Genomic DNA, 20,282 nt, shown 5'->3' with positions numbered 1-20,282 from the left:
TATTAATTCATAACCATGTCATGGATCAATGCAAATGTGTTGCCAGCGGATTTTTGGCAAACGGCGGCATTCTGGGGATTTGGTGGGTAAAAGTCAACTTAAAACGGATATTTTGTTTAGTCTTTTGCAGGCCTGGCGAGAGGAATGAGGCTTAAGCGACAAAAAGATCAGGTAAATCACTGCGGAAAACGCTTGCGCGCTTGGTTTAATAAAAAATCAGCGGATGGAGCATCATAAAGTGGACCAAATGGTCAAAATTTACATTTCAGCAACGTTAATACGCAGCAATAGATAGGTTTTTATAGGCTTATAGCCTGATTAACATTGAAACAGTCAAAAATAAAAGGGCAATAAAATATTGCCCTATGCAATCAAACAATTACGACTGCAATAACCACATCACGATGGGTAATAATGCTTACAAATTGTTGAGATCGAGCACATCTCGCATATCAAAAAGACCATGTTTCTTATTTTTCAGCCACAAAGCGGAGCGTACGGCGCCGTTAGCAAATGTCATTCGGCTGGAGGCTTTATGCGTAATCTCGACACGTTCACCAATATCGGCGAACATCGCCGTGTGTTCGCCGACGATATCACCCGCTCGCACGGTGGCGAAACCAATGGTGCCCGGCACGCGTTCGCCGGTGTGACCTTCGCGGGTATAGACCGCGCACTCTTTTAAATCTTTATCGAGTGCATGCGCAATCGCTTCGCCCATCGCCAGCGCCGTACCTGATGGCGCATCAACTTTGTAACGGTGGTGAGCTTCTACGATCTCAATATCGGTATAGTTGCCCATCACCTTCGCGGCCTTCTCCAGCAGCTTCAGCATGACGTTAACGCCCACGCTGAAGTTTGCGGCGAAGACAATCGCAATCTCTTTTGATGCATCCTGGATAGCCTGCTTGCCCGCGTCGTCAAAACCGGTGGTGCCGATCACCATCCCCTTGCCGTGCTGACGGCAAAACGCCAGATGCGTGAGCGTCCCTTCCGGGCGGGTAAAATCGATGAAGACATCGAAGTCCTCTTTTACCGCCTCCAGGCTGCTTTGCACGGTAACGCCCGTGTGGCCTGCGCCCGCCAGCTCACCGGCATCGGTCCCCAGAAGTGAAGAACCTTCACGCTCCAGGGCCGCGCCAAGCGCGACGCCATCCATCTGAAGAGCCGCCTGAATAAGCTGACGGCCCATACGTCCACCCGCGCCCGCAATGGCGACACGGATCTGTGCATCATGCATAGTTATTCTCTTACGTTAAAATGATGTAAACCGTTTTCAGATTAACCAGCCTTGAGAAGCACTGCCAACTGAAAACACCGATAATTAGAATTTAACGTGAAACCGACTTAAATATCAGTAAAAGACATGATTTTGTCGTCACGATAAAGTAACGGTTAAAAAAAAGGCCAGCACAGGAGGTGCTGGCCTTTCATCAGAAAAGGGACTATTCGACTTCGCGGGCATCAATGCGCAGTTCTTTCGGGACTTCGAAAACGATGTTCTCCTCACGTCCTTCCAGCGGCACCGCTTCGCCACCGCCCAGCTCCTGCAAACGGGAAATGACGTTCTGAACCAGAATATCTGGCGCAGACGCCCCGGCCGTCACGCCGACACAGGCCGCATGCTTAACCCACGCTTCCTGAATATCCGACGCGTCATCAATCAGGAACGCTGCCTTCCCCATGCGCTGCGCCAGTTCGGCCAGGCGATTGGAGTTAGACGAGTTTTTGGAGCCGACCACCAGCACCACATCCGCCTGTTCAGCCAGTGCGCGCACCGCTTCCTGACGGTTAGTGGTCGCATAGCAGATATCATCTTTACGCGGACCGACGATTTTCGGGAAGCGCTGACGCAGGGCGTCAATCACGTCTGAGGTATCGTCTACGGAGAGCGTCGTCTGGGTCATAAACGACAGACGGGCTTCATTTTTCACGTTCAGCGTCAGGACATCTTCAGGCGACTCAACCAGATACATCCCCCCTTCCGGGTTGCTGTACTGGCCCATGGTGCCTTCAACTTCCGGGTGACCGGCGTGGCCAATCAGAATCGACTCTTCACCACGACGGCTGGCGCGCGCCACTTCCATATGCACCTTGGTCACCAGTGGACAGGTGGCATCGAATACGGTCAGATCGCGGCTTTTCGCTTCGTTACGTACCGCCTGGGAGACGCCGTGCGCGGAGAAGATCAGGATCGCACCGTCCGGCACTTCGCTGATCTGCTCGATAAATATGGCGCCGCGCTCGCGCAGGCTGTCAACCACGTAGCGGTTATGCACCACTTCGTGACGTACATAAATCGGCGCGCCGTAAATCTCCAGCGCGTTTTCAACAATGCTGATAGCGCGGTCTACACCGGCGCAAAAGCCGCGCGGGTTAGCCAACAGGATCTGCATTTCAGGCCTCCAGTGCAGGATCGATTTCCAGCACTTCAACATCAAAATGAACGGTACGCCCGGCAAGCGGATGGTTGAAATCAACGGTAATCGAATCGCCGTTGATTTCGCGGATCACGCCAGGCATTTCGCTGCCGTCCATAGCGGTAAAGAGCATAATCGCCCCGATTTCCGGTTCGCCCGCGTCCATGAACTCACGGCGCGAGAAATACTGGATCAGATCGGGACTTGGCACGCCAAACGCGGCATCCGGCTCCAGCGAAAAGGCTTTTTTCTCACCCTCTTTCAGACCGAGAAGCTGCTGCTCAAGACCTTCAGACAGGGAAGTATCGCCAAGACGAAACAGGGCCGGTTTGCCGTTATTGCGGGTGGATTCGGCCGTGGAGCCGTCATCCAGCTTCAGCGTGAAGTGAACGAGAACCGCGCTGTTGCTCTGTACGGATTTAGACATGCAAATTGCTCGCTTGTTTTGCCCGGTGGCGCTGCGCTTGCCGGGCCTACATTAACCGTAGGCCGGGTAAGCGCAGCGCCCCCCGGCTGGTTTTTACGCCTGCTCTTTCGCGGCGGGTTTCGGCAAGAAGCCTTCCAGCACGATTAACGCCGCACCGATGCAAATAGCGCTATCGGCGAGGTTAAAGGTCGCGAAGTGCCAGTCGCCGACGTAGAAGTCGATCATATCGACCACAAAACCGTGCCACAGGCGGTCAAACAGGTTGCCCAGCGCGCCGCCAATGATCAGCGCGTAGGCGATGTTATTCAGCTTTTGCGTGGCCTTCGAGCGGTACATCAGCACCGCCAGGATCACGCAGATACCGAGAGCGATACCCGCAAAGAACCAGCGCTGCCAGCCACCGCTATCGGCAAGGAAACTGAACGCTGCGCCGTAGTTACGTGCGTAGTGCAGGTTAAGTGACGGGAACAGCGGAACCGTCTCCCCCAGAGCAAAATTCTGGAGGATCAGGAACTTGCTGCCCAGATCGATAATCAGCACCACCACAACCAGCCACAGCCAGCGCAGTCCTGTTGAACAGAGAGTTTTACTCATCAGGCAAACTTACGTTTTTCGCCGTCACCGGCGACGTTGCTTACACAGCGTCCGCAGATGTCTGCGTGTTCCGCCACCTGACCGACATCGGTGGTGTAATGCCAGCAGCGCGGGCATTTCTCACCGTCGGCTTTGCTCAGCGCGACTTTCAGTCCTTTGAGCAGTTCGCTCTGCTGAGCATCAGCAGAAGCCTCGGCATAATCCGCAACTTTCGCACCGGAGGTCAACAGGACAAATCGTAATTCATCGCCCAGCGCCGTCAGCTTCGCCGCCAGCTCCGGTTCAGCGTACAGCGTGACTGCCGCTTCCAGAGAGCCGCCGACTTTCTTATCTGCACGCGCCTGCTCGATAACCTTGTTCACTTCGCCACGCACTTTCAGCAGCTCGTCCCAGAAGGCATCGTTCATCGCTTCGGTGCTGGAGAGGTCGAACAGACCTTCGTACCACTCGCCGGTGAAGACATACTTCTCGCGGTCGCCCGGCAGGTAACCCCAGATTTCATCCGCGGTGAAGGACATAATCGGCGCCATCCAGCGTACCAGCGCTTCTGCGATATGGAACAGCGCGGTCTGGCAGCTACGACGCGCCACGCTATCCGCTTTCGCGGTGTACTGGCGGTCTTTGATGATGTCGAGGTAGAACGAGCCCATCTCAATGGAGCAGAAGCGCATCAGGCGCTGCACCACTTCGTGGAAGTCATAAGACTCATAGGCCTTCAGGATATCTTCCTGCGCTGCTTTCGCGCAGCCTACCGCCCAGCGGTCCAGCACGACCATCTCTTCCGGTTTCACCATGTCTTTTGCCGGATCGAACCCGTTCAGGTTCGCCAGCAGGAAGCGCGCGGTGTTACGGATACGACGATAGCTGTCGGCAGCACGTTTCAGGATCTCGTCAGATACCGCCATTTCGCCGGTGTAGTCGGTCGACGCCACCCACAGACGCAGAATGTCTGCGCCCAGCTTGTTCATCACGTCCTGCGGAGAAACGGTGTTACCGATAGATTTGGACATCTTACGGCCCTGACCATCCACGGTGAAGCCGTGAGTCAGTACCTGACGGTAAGGCGCTTTACCCTTCATGGCGGTAGAGATCATCAGAGATGACATGAACCAGCCGCGGTGTTGGTCAGAGCCTTCCAGATACATATCTGCAGCGTGGCCAGCAAACTCCGGACGCACGTCAACCACGGAGGAGTGGGTCGATCCGGAATCAAACCACACGTCCAGGGTATCCGGCACTTTCTCGTAGCTGTCAGCGTCAGCGCCCAGGATGTCGCGGGCGTCGAGATCCCACCACGCCTGAATGCCGTCAACTTCGACGCGCTTCGCCACTTCTTCCATCAGTTCCAGGGTGTTCGGGTGCAGCTCCTGCGTCTCTTTATGTACGAACAGAGACATCGGCACGCCCCAGGTACGCTGACGGGAGATACACCAGTCAGGACGGTTAGCCACCATGGATTCGATACGCGCCTGGCCCCAGTCAGGGATCCACTGCACGCCTTTAATCTCTTTCAGAGACTGCTCGCGCAGGCCCTTCTGATCCATGCTGACGAACCACTGCGGGGTCGCACGGAAGATGATCGGGGTCTTGTGACGCCAGCAGCACGGATAGCTGTGCTGCATTTTTTCAACGTGCAGCAGCGCGCCGCTGGTGCGCAGCATGTCGACGATGATGTCGTTCGCTTTGAAGACGTTGATGCCGTCCAGCGCCGGATAGGTGCCAGGCAGGTAAGATCCGTCCGGACCCACCGGGTTAGCGATTTCCAGACCGTACTTCAGGCTGATGTTGTAGTCGTCAGGACCGTGGCCACCGGCGGTATGTACCGCACCGGTACCCGCTTCCAGCGTCACGTGGTCGCCGAGGATCGCCGGAACGTCGAAGTCCAGGAACGGATGTTTGAAGCGCATCAGCTCCAGCGCGTCACCTTTCACGGTGCCTAGCACGGTGTAGTCGGTGATATGCGCACGCTTCAGCACGCTTTCAACCAGATCTTTCGCCAGGATAACCGCCTGACCTTCAACCTGAACCAGCGCGTATTCGAACTCACCGGACAGGGAGATCGCGCGGTTCGCAGGCAGGGTCCACGGGGTGGTGGTCCAGATCACCAGCGAGATTGGGCCGTTTACTGAGGAGACGCCAAATTTGGCTTTCACCGCATCCTGATCGACGGCCTGGAAGGCCACGTCGATAGATGGAGAGGTTTTGTCGTAATACTCCACTTCCGCTTCTGCCAGCGCAGAGCGGCAGTCCACGCACCAGTGCACCGGCTTAGCGCCTTTGTGCAGGTGGCCGTTACCGATAATTTTACCCAGCGCACGAATGATGTTGGCTTCGGTTTTGAAGTCCATGGTCAGGTACGGGTGCGACCAGTCGCCCAGCACGCCCAGACGGATGAAGTCAGCGCGCTGACCGTCAACCTGCGTAGCGGCGTATTCGCGGCACTTCGCACGGAACTCGGCGGCGGTGAACTTCTCACCCGGCTTGCCAAACTCCTGCTCCACTTTCAGCTCGATTGGCAGACCGTGGCAGTCCCAGCCCGGAACGTAAGGCGAGTCATATCCCGCGAGGCCTTTGGACTTCACGATAATGTCTTTCAGAATCTTGTTAACCGAGTGACCAATATGAATGCTGCCATTCGCATATGGAGGGCCATCATGCAGAATGAAGGATTTTTTGCCTTTTTTGGCTGCACGAATGATGCCGTACAGGTCATCATCGGTCCAACGCGCCAGCATTCCCGGTTCGCGCTTGGCGAGATCGCCGCGCATCGGGAACCCTGTTTCCGGCAAATTCAGGGTTGATTTATAGTCACTCATCAGATTCTCGGTTCCGTATTTATCACGTAGGCAGTTAAGCCGGGTTCAAAGCCCAAAAAACTCGCGGGCCGTCAATTCATCTCGCGCAATTTGCGCTTTGAGTTCATCCAGCGAACCAAATCGCTGCTCGTTGCGTATTTTTTTACGCAGTATCACATCTATATGGCGACCATACAGGTCCATTACAACGTCCAGCAGGTGCACTTCCAACTGTTGACGCACACCGGCGACGGTCGGACGCGTGCCAATATTGGCGACGCCGTAAAACGGCTTATCGCCCAGTCCTGCCACTTCCACCGCATACACCCCTTTAACCGGGGAAACCTGACGACGCAGCGGTATATTCGCCGTCGGGAAGCCTATCGTGCGGCCCAGCGCATCGCCATGGACCACGCGGCCAGAGATGGTGAACGGATGCCCCAGTAGGGTCTCTGCCGTATCCAGTTCGTCATCGGCCAGTGCCCGGCGTACCGCCGTGCTGCTGACGCGAACGCCGCCTTCACAGAAGGTCATCGCGCTGGTGACGTCAAAACCGTACTCCAGACCAGCCTTCTGTAATAGCAAGAAATCGCCCTGACGACCAGCGCCAAAGCGGAAATCATCGCCCACGGCGAGAAACTGTACGCCAAGACGCTTAACCAGCAGGTCGCTGACAAAATTTTGTGCTGTCAGCGCGGCAAAGCGGCGATCGAAACGTACACACAATACGTAGTCCACACCGGACTCTGCCAGGTAGCGCAACTTCTCGCGCAGGCGAGTGAGACGGGCGGGAGATTTATCACCCGCGAACAGCTCCAGCGGCTGCGGTTCGAAAATCATCACCACAACGGGCAGGCCACGGGCCTCCCCTTCTTTACGCAATCCCTGCAACAGCGCCTGATGACCACGATGCACGCCGTCGAAATTACCAATGGTCAGCACGCACCCGTGTGGCGCGCTACTGAGATTATGTATGCCGCGTATCAGCTTCATGTCTGGCTCAAAACAGTGAAAATCGCCAAAGTATACCTTGTACAACGGTTAAGGTTAACCGGCGATTGTTCGTGCAAAACAGAAAGCCGTAATGATTTCATCAGGCTGACCTTTCGCAGCGAAAAAATCTGCTCGTGAACTGCGATTTTTATGCCGAAAGGCTGTATTCAGGGAAGACAAGCTGGTAGAATCCTGCGCCATCACTACGTAACGTAGCGTCGCTAATTAACGGCGCTTATTTGCACAAATCCATTGACAAAAGAAGGCAAAGAGGGCATATTCCTCGGCCTTTGAATTGTCCACATAGATCATATTTGGGAGTTGGACTTGGCTAATATCAAATCAGCTAAGAAACGTGCCGTTCAGTCTGAAAAGGCTCGTAAGCACAACGCAAGCCGTCGCTCTATGATGCGTACTTTCATCAAGAAAGTATACGCAGCAATCGAAGCAGGCGACAAAGCTGCAGCGCAGAACGCATTTAACGAAATGCAACCAATCGTGGATCGTCAGGCTGCTAAAGGTCTGATCCACAAAAACAAAGCAGCGCGTCATAAAGCAAACCTGACTGCGCAGATCAACAAACTGGCTTAATCGCTACTTGTTGTTGCTTGTTTAAAGAACCCGCTTAACGCGGGTTTTTTTATGTCTTCAGATTGCCGGTGGCGTAAACAGCGCTGAATAGTCGCGGTTACAGATTCGCTGTACCGCCGGGTGCTGAATCATTCTTTCGGCAAATATGGCGTGATACTCCTCCATCACGTTATCCACTCTGCCTATCTCCGTAATCTTATCGTCCGAATAGAGATCGTGCGCGTACAGCGTCGGCGCAACGAAGATCGCGTTATGCGCTTCGCCAAAGGCTTTCATCAGCGCCGCATCGTCGAACTCACCGAGTATCTCCACGTTCAGCCCCTGCGAGTTAAACCAGTTCAGCAGCTTGCGTCCGAGCATGGAGCGTCTTCCCGGCACCAGCAGGCGACGCTCTTCCAGGCACGCGGGGAACGGTTTTTCCGGCGGCGGGTTAATACACCAGAAGCTGACGCCGCATTCGCCAATCTTCACCGAGAACAGCCCTTCCTGCTGGGTGGAGTCAATCGGGCAGTCCGAGATAATCATGTCCAGCTTATGCTGGCTGAGCTGTTCCAGCAGCATCTCATGGGTGGATTCAAAGCAGCGCAGATGGATTTGCTCATCTTCCACCACCGCCGCATCCAGCACGCCGCTCACCAGCCGCTTGGACAGCGCATCCGCCACGCCAACATCAAAGAGCAGGTTCGACTCTTTGCGGTAGTTGACGATATCCAGCATCTCCTGGCTCAGGGTGAACATTTTGTCCGCGTAGCGGAAAACCAGTTCACCCAGTTCGCTGGGTTCAATCCCACGCCCCTTACGCTTGAACAGCTTACCCTGCAGGCGCTCTTCCAGGGCCTTGATTTGCCCGGTGATGGTTTGCGGCGTCAGGTAGAGCGCCTCTGCCGCCCCCACCACCGAGCCCTGTTTATAGACGTGCCAGAAGTAGTACAGATGGTTGTAATTTAAATGAGACATCGCGTCTTCTCTCCCTGAGTGTGTATCGGGAGAAGGATCGCCTCCTCCCGGTGTTCCGTTATGCCTGGACGGCCTGTCCGGACAATTTTACCTTCAGCAAGGTATAACCGATTACCGCAGCCAGTAATGACCCGATGAGAATGCCGAGTTTTGCCCAGACGATAAGCTCAGGCGCATGCGTCCCAAACGCCAGCGTCGAGATAAAGATCGACATCGTAAACCCTATACCACACAGCACGCCGACGGCCATAATCTGCTTAAAGGTGGTGCCGTGCGGCAAAGACGCCAGCTTCAGCTTCGTCGCCAGCCAGCAGAAGAGGCTAATACCCAGCGGCTTGCCGATAAACAGCCCGGCAATGATGCCCAGCGGCAGCACGGACGTTAGCCCGTCCAGCGTCACGCCACCCAGCGACACACCGGCGTTGGCAAACGCAAACAGCGGCAGGATCATAAAGGCGACCCACGGGTGCAGCACATGCTCCAGCTGTTTGGCAGGCGACTTGCCGTCCTGCGGCTTCAGCGGTACGAAGAAGCCGACAATCACGCCCGCCAGCGTGGCGTGCACGCCTGATTTCAGCACCGCCGTCCACAGCACCATCCCCACCAGGATATAGATACCGATACGGCGAACATTGAAGATGTTCAGCAGCGCCAGCACCGCTATCGCCCCGGCGGCCACGCTCAGGGACAGGATCGACAGATCGCTGGTGTAGAACAGTGCGATAATCACAATGGCACCGAGGTCATCGATGATCGCCAGCGCCATCAGGAAGATTTTCAGGGCCACCGGCACGCGGCTTCCCAGCAATGCCAGCACCCCGAGCGCAAAGGCGATATCCGTCGCAGCCGGGATCGCCCAGCCGTGACGTGCAATCGGATCCTGCCAGGTGAACGCCAGGAAGAGCAGCGCCGGCACCACCATCCCGCCGAGCGCGGCAATCACCGGGAACGCCGCGCGCTGGCGGCTGGCAAGCGAGCCCAGTACCAGCTCACGCTTAACCTCAAGCCCGACGAGCAGGAAGAAGACCGCCATCAGCGCATCGTTGATCCACAGCAGCATGTTCTTGTTAATTTCGAGCGCCCCGACCTTCAGCTCAACGGGCGTTTCCAGAAATGCATGGTAGAGTTCCTGCGTGATGCCAAGGTTAGCCAGCACCATCGCGGCCGCAGCGGCAATAATCAGGATGACGCCGCCGGACGCCTCACTGCTAAAAAAACGGTGTAGTAATTTCACTTTAATTCTCTCTGTTACAACAATACCTCGATAAAACCATAATACCAAGCCAAATAGCTCGGCAAAAACAGATTAATATTGAGTATAGATTCAGTTTTAACGATCAATACCCGTAAATAGAAAAAGCCCGGAATCGCTTCCGGGCTTTTGCGGATGAAAATCTGAGAACAGATTAACGGGTCAAATCATCGAAGAATTTTTTGACGCCATCGAAGAAGCTTTTGGAACGCGGGCTGTTTTTCTCACCCGTTGGGCCACCAAAGCTCTCCTGCAGCTCTTTCAGCAGCTGTTTCTGCTTGTCGTTCAGGCCAACCGGCGTTTCTACGACGACGCGGCACAGCAGGTCGCCCTGCGCACCACCGCGAACGGACTTAACGCCTTTCCCGCGCATGCGGAACAGCTTACCGGTCTGGGTTTCGCCTGGCACTTTCAGGTTCACGCGACCATCCAGCGTCGGCACTTCGATTTCACCGCCCAGTGCCGCCATCGCGAAGTTGATCGGCACTTCGCAGTACAGGTTATTACCTTCGCGCTCGAAAATGGCGTGCTGCTTCACCTGCACCTGAACGTACAGATCGCCTGCCGGTGCACCGTGTTCACCTGCTTCACCTTCACCCGCCAGACGAATGCGGTCGCCCGTATCGACGCCGGCCGGGATTTTAACGGAGAGGGTCTTGGTTTTCTCAACGCGACCGTGGCCGTGGCATTTGGTGCACGGATCTTTAATCAGCGTACCGCGACCGTGACAGTGCGGACAGGCCTGCTGTACCGCGAAGAAGCCCTGACGCATCTGTACCTGACCAGAGCCGTGACAGGTTGGACAGGTCTGAGGCTGTGTACCTCCTTTCGCGCCGCTGCCGTGGCAAACGTCACACTCTTCCAGCGTCGGAATACGGATCTCTTTGGTGACACCGCGAACGGCCTCTTCCAGCGTCAGCTCCATGTTGTAGCGCAGGTCCGCGCCGCGCGCCGCGCGCTGACGACCACGGCCACCGCCGAAGATGTCGCCAAATACATCGCCAAAGATATCGCTGAAGTCAGCGCCGCCGCCAAAGCCACCGCCACCGAATCCACCGCCGCCCATGCCGCCCTGTTCAAAGGCTGCATGACCGTACTGGTCATAGGCCGCACGTTTTTGTGCATCGGTCAGGACTTCGTAGGCTTCTTTGATCTCTTTAAATTTGGCTTCAGCCTCTTTATCACCCTGGTTACGGTCCGGGTGGAATTTCATGGCCAGGCGCTTATACGCCTTTTTGATTTCACGCTCTTCCGCAGTTTTCGGAACGCCTAAAATCTCGTAATAGTCTTGCTTTGCCATTGGTTTTTTTAAGCCCCTTAACATGCGAGCACGGGCGTGGAGAGTTCTCCTACGCCCGTGCCGATTAATTACCCTGCATCAGGGCGATTATTTTTTATCTTTAACTTCTTCGAACTCAGCGTCGACAACGTCGTCGTCTTTCGCGTTGTTCGCCGAAGCGTCAGCGCCCGCCTGCTGTTGAGCGTGCTGCTGCTGAGCGATTTCCATCAGCTTCTGAGAAGCCTGCGCCAGTTCCTGCATCTTCGCTTCGATGTCCGCTTTGTCTTCACCTTTCAGTGAGGATTCCAGCGCACTCAGTGCAGCTTCGATAGCAGTCTTGTCTTCCGCTGGCAGTTTATCGCCTGCTTCTTCAACCTGCTTACGGGTGCTGTGCAGCAGATGGTCACCCTGGTTACGAGTCTGAACCAGCTCTTCGAACTTACGGTCGGATTCCGCGTTAGCTTCGGCATCGCGAACCATTTTTTCGATTTCCGCTTCGTTCAGGCCAGAAGATGCCTTGATGGTGATCTTCTGCTCTTTACCGCTGTTTTTGTCTTTCGCAGACACGTGCAGGATACCGTCAGCATCGATGTCGAAGGTCACTTCGATCTGCGGCATGCCGCGCGGTGCCGGGTTAATACCGTCCAGGTTGAACTGACCCAGAGATTTGTTATCCGCCGCACGCTTACGCTCACCCTGAATCACATGGATGGTTACCGCAGACTGGTTGTCTTCAGCGGTAGAGAACACCTGGCTGTGTTTCGTCGGGATGGTGGTGTTTTTGTTGATGAGCGCAGTCATCACACCGCCCATGGTTTCGATACCCAGAGACAGCGGGGTAACGTCCAGCAGCAGTACGTCTTTAACTTCACCGGTCAGTACGCCACCCTGAACCGCAGCACCGATTGCAACTGCTTCGTCCGGGTTAACGTCTTTACGTGGCTCTTTACCAAAGAACTCAGCCACTTTCTTCTGAACCATTGGCATACGGGTCTGACCACCGACCAGGATAACGTCCTGGATATCGGATACGGACAGGCCAGCATCCTGCAGAGCAACTTTCAGCGGCTCGATAGAACGGTTCACCAGGTCTTCTACCAGGCTTTCCAGTTTCGCACGAGTCACTTTGATGTTCATGTGTTTAGGACCGGTCGCGTCTGCAGTGATGTACGGCAGGTTCACGTCGGTCTGCTGAGCGGAAGACAGCTCGATCTTCGCTTTCTCAGCGGCTTCTTTCAGGCGCTGCATCGCCAGCGGGTCGTTACGCAGGTCAATGCCCTGATCTTTCTTGAACTCGTCAACGAGGTAGTTGATCAGACGGGTATCGAAGTCTTCACCACCCAGGTGGGTATCACCGTTGGTTGCCAGAACTTCGAAGGTTTTTTCGCCGTCAACTTCGTCGATTTCGATAATAGAGATATCGAAGGTACCACCACCCAGGTCGTAAACCGCGATAGTACGGTTGCCAACTTCTTTATCCAGACCGTAAGCCAGAGCAGCCGCGGTTGGTTCGTTGATGATACGTTTTACTTCCAGACCTGCGATACGGCCAGCATCTTTGGTTGCCTGACGCTGAGCATCGTTGAAGTAGGCAGGTACGGTGATAACAGCTTCAGTTACCGGCTCACCCAGGTAATCTTCAGCGGTTTTCTTCATTTTCTTCAGCACTTCAGCAGAAATCTGCGGTGGTGCAGTTTTAGCGCCTTTCACATCAAGCCATGCATCGCCGTTATCTGCCGCGATGATTTTGTAAGGCATGATGGAAACGTCACGCTGAACTTCTTCGTCCTGGAAGCGGCGACCGATCAGGCGTTTAATCGCAAACAGGGTGTTTTGCGGGTTTGTCACTGCCTGACGTTTAGCCGGCTGACCAACCAGAGTTTCACCATCCTGGGTATAAGCAATGATAGAAGGCGTGGTGCGATCGCCCTCGGCGTTCTCCAGCACGCGTGCAGTAGTGCCATCCATAATCGCTACACAAGAGTTGGTAGTACCCAGGTCGATACCAATAATTTTACCCATCTAAACGTCTCCACTAAAAATTCAGTCAACATGTGGTTGTGTACCTGTAATAAGGGCAGAACGTGCTTTTTCAACTGCCCAGATTTGATTTTTTTCAGGTCCACACACTGCGGTTGACTACAAGATGGGGTCGCGACGGCATCCATCAAGGGGGAATGATAAAAAAAATTTTAATTTCACCCTGATGAGATCATAGACGCCATCGATTGCGCCCATTATGATGCCGCGCCCAGTCAGGGAGAACTGACGCGGGTTTAACCATTTCACCATATTAATGATGATTTTTTTGAGGACTTATGGGCAACACTAAGTTGGCTAATCCGGCTCCGCTGGGCCTGATGGGTTTTGGCATGACCACTATCCTGCTGAACCTGCACAATATCGGGATGTTCCCGATGGATGGCATCATCCTGGCGATGGGCATTTTTTACGGCGGTATCGCGCAAATCTTCGCGGGCCTGCTGGAATATAAGAAAGGCAATACCTTCGGCTTAACCGCCTTCACCTCTTACGGTTCTTTCTGGCTGACCCTGGTTGCCATTCTGCTGCTGCCTAAAATGGGCATGGCTGACGCGGCAAACGCCCACTTCCTGGGCGTTTACCTGGGCCTGTGGGGCGTCTTCACCCTGTTCATGTTCTTCGGTACCCTGAAAGGTAACCGCATGCTGCAGTTCGTCTTCCTGAGCCTGACCGTCCTGTTCGCCCTGCTGGCGATTGGTCACCTGGTGGATAACGAAGGTATCGTTCATGTTGCAGGCTGGATTGGTCTGGTTTGCGGCGCAAGCGCTATCTACCTGGCAATGGGTGAAGTGCTGAACGAGCAGTTTGACCGCACCGTTTTACCGATTGGTGAAAAACACTGATCCCTCTGTCGTGCCCGCCTCGCGGGCACGACATTCCCCCGCCTGACGAAGCCAAAATCCTAATACCAGCCCCATCACCGACAGCGCCAGTACGTACCAGGCCGGAGCCAGGGGAGACACGCCCATCAGCACGGTGACCGCAATCGGCGTCAGCCCGCCGAAAATGGCATACGACACGTTGTAAGAGAACGAGATCCCGGTGAAACGAACTTCCGGTGGGAAAGCTCGCACCATGACGTAAGGCACAGCCCCCACTACGCCCACGCACAACCCTACCACGCCGTACAGCAGGAACAGCTGTTCAGGATGGCTGCCCGCAAGATGGTAAAACGCCCAGCTTGATGCGGCCAGTAGCAGGCTACCGATGATAAAGGTAACGCTGGCACCAAAACGATCCGCCGCCAGCCCGGCGGCCAGACAGCCAAAGCAGAGCATAATTGTCGCGATACTGTTCGCCTGTAGCGTCACGGCAGGGGCGAAGCCGTACTGCTTTTGCAGCCAGACCGGGGACATCAATATCACCACCACAATGCCCGCCGAGAGCAGCCAGGTCAGCAGCATCGATACCACTACCGCTTTTTTATGGCGTACCACTACCGACTTCACCGGCAGCTCCTGCGCCAGCGCTTTGCGCTGCTGCATCTCGAGGAAAATCGGCGTCTCCTGCAGCCAGCGGCGCAGGTACATCGCGATCAGACCAAACGCTCCGCCCAGCAGGAACGGAATACGCCAGCCCCAGTCGTGCACGGCCTGCTGCGTCATGCTGGTATTCACAATTGTTGCGACCACCGAGCCGAGCAGGATCCCGACCGTCAGCCCCGCCGTTAAGGTTCCGCAGGCGATACCAATGCGGCGCGCCGGCACATGCTCCGCGACAAACACCCACGCGCCCGGCACTTCACCGCCAATCGCCGCGCCCTGAAGAACGCGCATCAGCAACAGCAGCAACGGCGCGAGAATGCCCATCGAGGCATAGGTAGGTAGCAAACCAATGGCCAGCGTCGGCACGGCCATCAGCAGGATGCTAAGGGTAAACATCTTCTTGCGCCCGACCAGATCGCCAAAGTGGGCCATGATAATGCCGCCCAGCGGACGCGCCAGATACCCGGCGGCAAAAATGCCGAAGGTTTGCACCTGCCGCAGCCATTCCGGGATATCCGCCGGGAAGAAGAGTTCTCCCACCACGGCGGCGAAGAAGACGAAGATAATAAAATCGTAAAACTCCAGCGCGCCGCCCAGGGCCGCGAGCGTGAGGGTTTTGTAGTCCTGTCGATTCAGAGGTCGGGTGTTATGTGACATAGCGAACCATTGTGCGTGTGTTGTGGATTTATTTTTACAGCATTCGTAAAGAAAAAATTACTATACCGTAAAAGCTTCACCACGCTATCGCCGCTTCAGCTAATGTCACATATTGGTTAATTTCAGGAGATTGTTTCGCGACGTGCGTTTTTCGGGCGAAAAGCTGCTACTACTTTCTCATCGGTTTCCACATAGGGACCGTCAAGCAGCTGTATACAATACGGTACACTTGCAAAGATGCCATGAACCAGGACGCTGCCATCTTCTGCTTTCAGCCCTTCCAGCGTCTCTTTAATCGACTTCGGCTGGCCCGGCAGGTTCAGGATCAACGCCTGCTTGCGGATCACCCCTACCTGGCGGGAAAGAATGGCCGTCGGGACAAAGTGTAGACTGATCTGGCGCATCTGTTCGCCGAAGCCTGGCATTTCACGATCGGCAATCGACAACGTCGCGTCCGGCGTCACATCACGGCGCGCGGGCCCGGTTCCGCCGGTGGTTAACACAAGGTGACAGCTCATCTCATCCACCAGCTCACACAGGGTCTGCTCGATAATCGGCTGTTCGTCGGGAATCAGGCGAGTCTGGATCTCAAACGGGGTAGTCAGTGCACTGGCCAGCCACGCTTCCAGAGCGGGGATGCCTTTATCCTGGTAAACACCGCTGGAGGCGCGGTCAGAAATCGACACTAAGCCGATGCGTAAGGTATTCATATCCATTCCATTCAAAGAGTACTGATTAAAGGGAATGATACACGCAGAGAGGAGATTCAGACAGGGGACGAAAGAAGTCGCGTGACCGGGAACCCGGTCACGCAGAATGATTACAGCAGGTCGCCGATCATTTTTTCCAGTTTTTCCTGGTCAACAGCAAACTTACGGATACCGTCCGCCAGCTTGTCTACCGCCATTGGATCCTGGTTGTGCTGCCACAGGAACTCGGATTCAGTGATGCGCTCTGGGCGTGCTTTCACTTCACCGGTGTAAGACAGTTTACGCTCCAGGGTGCCTTCGCTTTCTGCCAGCTCTTTCAGCAGCGCTGGCGCGATGGTCAGGCGGTCACAGCCAGCCAGCTCGATGATTTCACCGACGTTACGGAAGCTTGCGCCCATAACCACAGTCTCATAGCCGTGCTGTTTGTAGTATTCGTAGATTTCAGTCACAGAAATCACGCCTGGATCTTCAGCCGGTGCGTACTCTTTCTTATCGGTGTTGGCTTTGTACCAGTCCAGAATACGGCCCACGAACGGAGAAATCAGGTATACGCCTGCTTCTGCACATGCACGCGCCTGCGCGAAGGAGAACAGCAGGGTCAGGTTACAGTTGATACCGTCTTTTTCCAGCTGCTCTGCCGCGCGAATACCCTGCCAGGTAGAAGCCAGTTTGATCAGGATACGGTCGTTGCTGATGCCCGCGTCGTTGTACATTTTGATCAGACGTTTCGCTTTTGCGATAGACGCTTCGGTGTCGTAGGAGAGACGCGCATCCACTTCGGTAGAGATACGGCCAGGAACCAGTTTCAGGATTTCCAGACCGATGTTCACTGCCAGTTTGTCGGTGGCATCCACAACCTGCTGCGCGCGGTCGTTGCTCTGCGCTTTCGCCCAGGTCACTGCGTCGTCAATCAGTTTGCGATACTCAGGGATCTGTGCGGCGTTAAGGATCAGAGAAGGGTTGGTTGTGGCATCCTGCGGCTGGTACAGCTTCATTGCCGCGATATCTCCGGTGTCAGCTACGACAGTGGTGAACTGACGAAGGGAGGTCAATTTATCCGTCATGATAGTGTTTCTCTTTTAACGTGCCCTGGATAATTCACGCTACCGACAGCATGCCTGCAGCGGAAAAATGACAGGTTTACTTGTTAGGGGGATGTAACCGGTCTGCCCTGATGATAACACGACGGAGGGGTAGCGCAACCGCAGACAGTGCGCTTAGGCAGAGTATGGTAAACTCGGAAGATTAACAGGCTGCTAAGCAACAGCATGCCCAATCAGTGGTAGCGCTTACATATTCACATTGGCATCAACAAGAGGGACGTTAATGCCTGATTTCTTTTTCTTTATTAACGAAGTCCTCTGGGGTTCGATAATGATTTACCTGCTTCTGGGAGCAGGTATTTGGTTTACGCTACGCAGTGGGTTTATCCAGTTTCGCTATATTCGCAAGTTTGGCAGAAGTCTGAAAAACAGCGTTACGCCGCAGCCGGGTGGATTAACGTCGTTCCAGGCGCTCTGTACCAGCCTGGCGGCGCGTCTCGGCAGCGGCAATCTGGCGGGCGTTGCGCTGGCCATCAGCGCCGGTGGGCCAGGCGCGGTCTTCTGGATGTGGGTGACGGCGCTACTCGGAATGGCCACCTCCTTTGCCGAAAGTTCGCTTGCACAACTCTATAAAGAGAAAGATAAACACGGCCAGTTTCGCGGTGGCCCTGCCTGGTACATGGCGCGTGGCCTGGGGATGCGCTGGATGGGCGTCCTGTTCTCGGTTTTTTTACTGCTCGCGTACGGCCTCATTTTTAATACCGTCCAGGCAAATTCTGTCGCCAATGCCCTGAGCTACGCCTTCTCCTGCCCGGAGTGGGTCGCCGGTATTGCTTTAGCCCTCATCGTTCTGCTCACCATTTTTGCCGGTCTTAAGGGCATCGCCCGCCTGATGCAGTGGCTGGTGCCCATTATGGCGTTGCTCTGGGTTGCCGCGAGCCTGTTCGTTGCCGCACTGCATCTCGAGCAGGTGCCGGGCGTGATTGCCACCATCGTCAAAAGCGCCTTTGGCTGGCGCGAGGTGGCCTCCGGGGCGCTGGGCTACACCTTCAGCCAGGCGCTGATGGCGGGCTTTCAGCGGGGCATGTTCTCCAATGAAGCCGGTATGGGGTCAACCCCCAACGCCGCCGCGGCCGCCTCTTCCTGGCCGCCGCACCCGGCCGCACAAGGCATTGTGCAGATGATTGGCGTCTTTACCGATACCATTATCATCTGTTCCGCCAGCGCCATGATTTTGCTGCTGGCAGGCCCCGTACCGCATTCCTCAGGAACCGCCGGGATACAGCTTCTCCAGCAGGCGCTGGTGAACCTGACCGGCGGCTGGGGTGCAGGGTTTGTCTCGCTCATCCTGATCTTGTTTGCCTTCAGCTCAATAGTGGTGAATTACCTCTACGCCGAAAATAACCTTATTTTCCTGAAGCTCGACTCCCGCGCTGCAATCGGAACCCTGCGTCTCGGGGTCGTCCTGATGGTGATAGCAGGCTCCCTGCTCAGTATGCCGCTGGTCTGGCAGCTGGCCGATATCATTATGGCGCTGATGGCGATCACTAACCTCACGGCAATCCTGCTGCTCTCGCCCGTGGTGACCCTGATTGCCAGAGACTATCTTCGTCAGCGCAAACTGGGTGTTCCGCCGGTATTTGCTCCCGCCCGCTATCCCGAGATTAAGGCGCAGCTTGCCCCCGGTACGTGGGATGATTTGCCGCGGCAATAACAGCTATCGATCAATTCGGGGCGATTTTTTGCTAAAGTCGCTCTAAATTTCCTGCAAGGACTGGATATGCTGATTCTGATTTCACCTGCAAAAACGCTCGACTACCAGAGCCCACTCGCCACCGAGCGCTATACCCAGCCTGAACTGCTGGACTACTCACAACAGCTGATCCGCGAAGCGCGCAAGCTCTCTGCACCGCAAATCGCCTCACTGATGAGCATCAGCGACAAGCTGGCCGATCTGAACGCGACCCGCTTTCACGAGTGGCACCCGGATTTCACTCCGGCTAACGCTCGCCAGGCGATTCTGGCGTTTAAAGGCGATGTCTATACCGGCCTGCAGGCGGAAGATTTTAGCGAAGCCGATTTCGATTTTGCCCAACAGCATCTGCGCATGCTGTCGGGTCTGTACGGCGTACTGCGCCCGCTGGATCTGATGCAGCCCTATCGTCTGGAGATGGGGATTCGTCTGGAGAATGCCAAAGGCAAAGACCTGTACCATTTCTGGGGCGATATCATCACCGATAAGCTGAACGCGGCACTGCGCGCTCAGGGCGATAACGTGGTGATTAACCTGGCATCCGATGAATACTACAAGTCGGTGAAGCCGAAAAAGCTGGATGCAGAGATTATCAAACCGGTGTTCCTCGACGAGAAGAACGGTAAGTTCAAGGTGATCAGCTTCTACGCCAAGAAAGCGCGTGGCCTGATGAGCCGCTACATCATCCAGAACCGTCTGACGAAGCCGGAGCAGCTGACCGCCTTCAACAGCGAAGGCTATTTCTTTGACGAGACGTCGTCAGGGAAAGGCGAGCTGGTGTTTAAGCGCCACGAGCAGTAAAAAAACCCCGCCAGCTGGCGGGGTTTTGCATTAATGGTGTTTCCAGTCAGGGCCGCGATCGTCGCGGTGGTCATCGTGGTGATGGTCATCATGGCGATCGTCATGTTTACGATGCTCATCATGCGGACGCCAGTGGTTATCACGCCAGTCATAATGCGCCTTCCACCAGTCGTGGTCGCGCCAGCGGCCGCCGTCCCAGTAGTGACCGTTATTATCCTGGTCGCCAATCTGCAGTTTGACCGCAGGCACAAGGGTGATTTCAGATGCCTGTACCGCCATGGGAGCGACCAGCATCAGTGAAAGCGCAATCAGCACAGGTTTCAGTGTAGACATCGGTGACTCCTTATTATCTTTGCCCAACGTGGGCCGATGTAAGGAGAGTACGCGAGGGGAACGGGGGATGTTATTCTCTGCAATCCTAAACGCTAAGTGACCGCATTTATTGGGAATTTCTGCTTTTTCCCTGCTATTTTTCTCCTTAAT

Annotated in this window: 18 protein-coding genes and 1 pseudogene; 4 read left to right on the top strand and 15 right to left on the bottom strand. The window is 55.2% G+C overall.

The annotated features are described in order from the left end of the window. Positions 1–418 precede the first annotated feature (418 nt). The 7 genes and pseudogenes from dapB to ACMGG5_RS09185 form a co-directional block, all read right to left on the bottom strand. Positions 419–1,240: a 4-hydroxy-tetrahydrodipicolinate reductase gene (dapB, locus tag ACMGG5_RS09215; RefSeq protein WP_420277773.1), complete on the bottom strand. Its 822-nt coding sequence runs from the start codon at positions 1,238–1,240 to the stop codon at positions 419–421. Positions 1,241–1,445: 205 nt separating this feature from the next. Beyond that, the gene (gene ispH / locus ACMGG5_RS09210; protein ID WP_024907425.1) at positions 1,446–2,396 is read right to left on the bottom strand and encodes a 4-hydroxy-3-methylbut-2-enyl diphosphate reductase; all 951 of its coding nucleotides are present in this window, start codon (positions 2,394–2,396) and stop codon (positions 1,446–1,448) included. A gap of 1 nt (position 2,397) precedes the next feature. Further along, on the bottom strand, positions 2,398–2,847 hold the full coding sequence (fkpB, locus tag ACMGG5_RS09205; protein WP_003856450.1) for an FKBP-type peptidyl-prolyl cis-trans isomerase: 450 nt from the start codon (positions 2,845–2,847) through the stop codon (positions 2,398–2,400). 93 nt (positions 2,848–2,940) lie between these two features. Beyond that, positions 2,941–3,441: a signal peptidase II gene (gene lspA, locus ACMGG5_RS09200; protein WP_008502034.1), complete on the bottom strand. Its 501-nt coding sequence runs from the start codon at positions 3,439–3,441 to the stop codon at positions 2,941–2,943. Beyond that, on the bottom strand, positions 3,441–6,257 hold the full coding sequence (gene ileS / locus ACMGG5_RS09195; protein WP_024907424.1) for an isoleucine--tRNA ligase: 2,817 nt from the start codon (positions 6,255–6,257) through the stop codon (positions 3,441–3,443). The genes lspA and ileS overlap by 1 nt, the downstream gene beginning before the upstream one ends. A 45-nt stretch (positions 6,258–6,302) precedes the next feature. Continuing rightward, positions 6,303–7,229 carry a bifunctional riboflavin kinase/FAD synthetase gene (ribF, locus tag ACMGG5_RS09190; RefSeq protein WP_032644021.1) on the bottom strand — a complete coding sequence of 309 codons (927 nt, stop codon included), beginning with the start codon at positions 7,227–7,229 and terminating at the stop codon, positions 6,303–6,305. 7 nt (positions 7,230–7,236) lie between these two features. Next, positions 7,237–7,455: pseudogene (locus ACMGG5_RS09185) on the bottom strand (DUF2575 domain-containing protein). Positions 7,456–7,556: 101 nt separating this feature from the next. On the opposite strand from ACMGG5_RS09185, the gene rpsT reads away from it, so the two are divergent. Next, positions 7,557–7,820 (top strand): 30S ribosomal protein S20, encoded by a 264-nt coding sequence (gene rpsT / locus ACMGG5_RS09180; protein ID WP_003856458.1) that lies wholly within the window; start codon positions 7,557–7,559, stop codon positions 7,818–7,820. Between the two features lie 57 nt (positions 7,821–7,877). Here the strand turns inward: rpsT and nhaR are convergent, their stop codons facing one another. The 4 genes from nhaR to dnaK all read right to left on the bottom strand — a co-directional run bounded on the left by nhaR (position 7,878) and on the right by dnaK (position 13,330). Then, positions 7,878–8,777 carry a transcriptional activator NhaR gene (nhaR, locus tag ACMGG5_RS09175; RefSeq protein ID WP_003856462.1) on the bottom strand — a complete coding sequence of 300 codons (900 nt, stop codon included), beginning with the start codon at positions 8,775–8,777 and terminating at the stop codon, positions 7,878–7,880. A 58-nt stretch (positions 8,778–8,835) separates the two neighbouring features. Then, entirely contained in the window at positions 8,836–10,011 is a 1,176-nt protein-coding gene (gene nhaA / locus ACMGG5_RS09170; protein WP_407820844.1) for a Na+/H+ antiporter NhaA, read from the bottom strand. Between the two features lie 172 nt (positions 10,012–10,183). Continuing rightward, complete coding sequence (gene dnaJ / locus ACMGG5_RS09165; protein ID WP_420277772.1) at positions 10,184–11,329, bottom strand: molecular chaperone DnaJ; 1,146 nt, start codon at positions 11,327–11,329, stop codon at positions 10,184–10,186. An 87-nt stretch (positions 11,330–11,416) separates the two neighbouring features. Further along, positions 11,417–13,330: a molecular chaperone DnaK gene (gene dnaK / locus ACMGG5_RS09160; RefSeq protein ID WP_024907421.1), complete on the bottom strand. Its 1,914-nt coding sequence runs from the start codon at positions 13,328–13,330 to the stop codon at positions 11,417–11,419. Between the two features lie 296 nt (positions 13,331–13,626). Here dnaK and satP point away from each other — a divergent pair, with 296 nt between their 5' ends. After that, complete coding sequence (gene satP / locus ACMGG5_RS09155) at positions 13,627–14,193, top strand: acetate uptake transporter (RefSeq protein WP_008502042.1); 567 nt, start codon at positions 13,627–13,629, stop codon at positions 14,191–14,193. Here satP and ACMGG5_RS09150 read toward each other — a convergent pair. From ACMGG5_RS09150 to tal, 3 genes are all read right to left on the bottom strand, one after another. Then, positions 14,170–15,492 carry an MFS transporter gene (locus ACMGG5_RS09150; RefSeq protein WP_420277771.1) on the bottom strand — a complete coding sequence of 441 codons (1,323 nt, stop codon included), beginning with the start codon at positions 15,490–15,492 and terminating at the stop codon, positions 14,170–14,172. The two genes, satP and ACMGG5_RS09150, sit on opposite strands and share 24 nt — an antisense overlap. Positions 15,493–15,614: 122 nt before the next feature. Beyond that, positions 15,615–16,202: a molybdopterin adenylyltransferase gene (mog, locus tag ACMGG5_RS09145; protein ID WP_420277770.1), complete on the bottom strand. Its 588-nt coding sequence runs from the start codon at positions 16,200–16,202 to the stop codon at positions 15,615–15,617. A gap of 110 nt (positions 16,203–16,312) precedes the next feature. After that, positions 16,313–17,266, bottom strand: coding sequence for a transaldolase (tal, locus tag ACMGG5_RS09140; RefSeq protein ID WP_420277769.1), 954 nt, complete (start codon positions 17,264–17,266; stop codon positions 16,313–16,315). 262 nt (positions 17,267–17,528) lie between these two features. Between tal and ACMGG5_RS09135 the strand changes: the two genes are divergently transcribed. Both ACMGG5_RS09135 and yaaA read left to right on the top strand, forming a co-directional pair. Beyond that, positions 17,529–18,959 carry an alanine/glycine:cation symporter family protein gene (locus tag ACMGG5_RS09135; RefSeq protein ID WP_420277768.1) on the top strand — a complete coding sequence of 477 codons (1,431 nt, stop codon included), beginning with the start codon at positions 17,529–17,531 and terminating at the stop codon, positions 18,957–18,959. Positions 18,960–19,025: 66 nt separating this feature from the next. Continuing rightward, positions 19,026–19,799: a peroxide stress protein YaaA gene (yaaA, locus tag ACMGG5_RS09130; protein ID WP_420277767.1), complete on the top strand. Its 774-nt coding sequence runs from the start codon at positions 19,026–19,028 to the stop codon at positions 19,797–19,799. Positions 19,800–19,829: 30 nt separating this feature from the next. Here the strand turns inward: yaaA and ACMGG5_RS09125 are convergent, their stop codons facing one another. Continuing rightward, positions 19,830–20,132 carry a DUF2502 domain-containing protein gene (locus ACMGG5_RS09125; protein WP_045327616.1) on the bottom strand — a complete coding sequence of 101 codons (303 nt, stop codon included), beginning with the start codon at positions 20,130–20,132 and terminating at the stop codon, positions 19,830–19,832. Positions 20,133–20,282 lie beyond the last annotated feature (150 nt).

Source organism: Enterobacter sp. BNK-34 (assembly GCF_048684445.1).
Taxonomy (GTDB): domain Bacteria; phylum Pseudomonadota; class Gammaproteobacteria; order Enterobacterales; family Enterobacteriaceae; genus Enterobacter; species Enterobacter pseudoroggenkampii.
The sequence above is the reverse complement of the archived record's forward strand: the minus strand, read 5'-3'. Positions and strand labels throughout refer to the sequence as shown.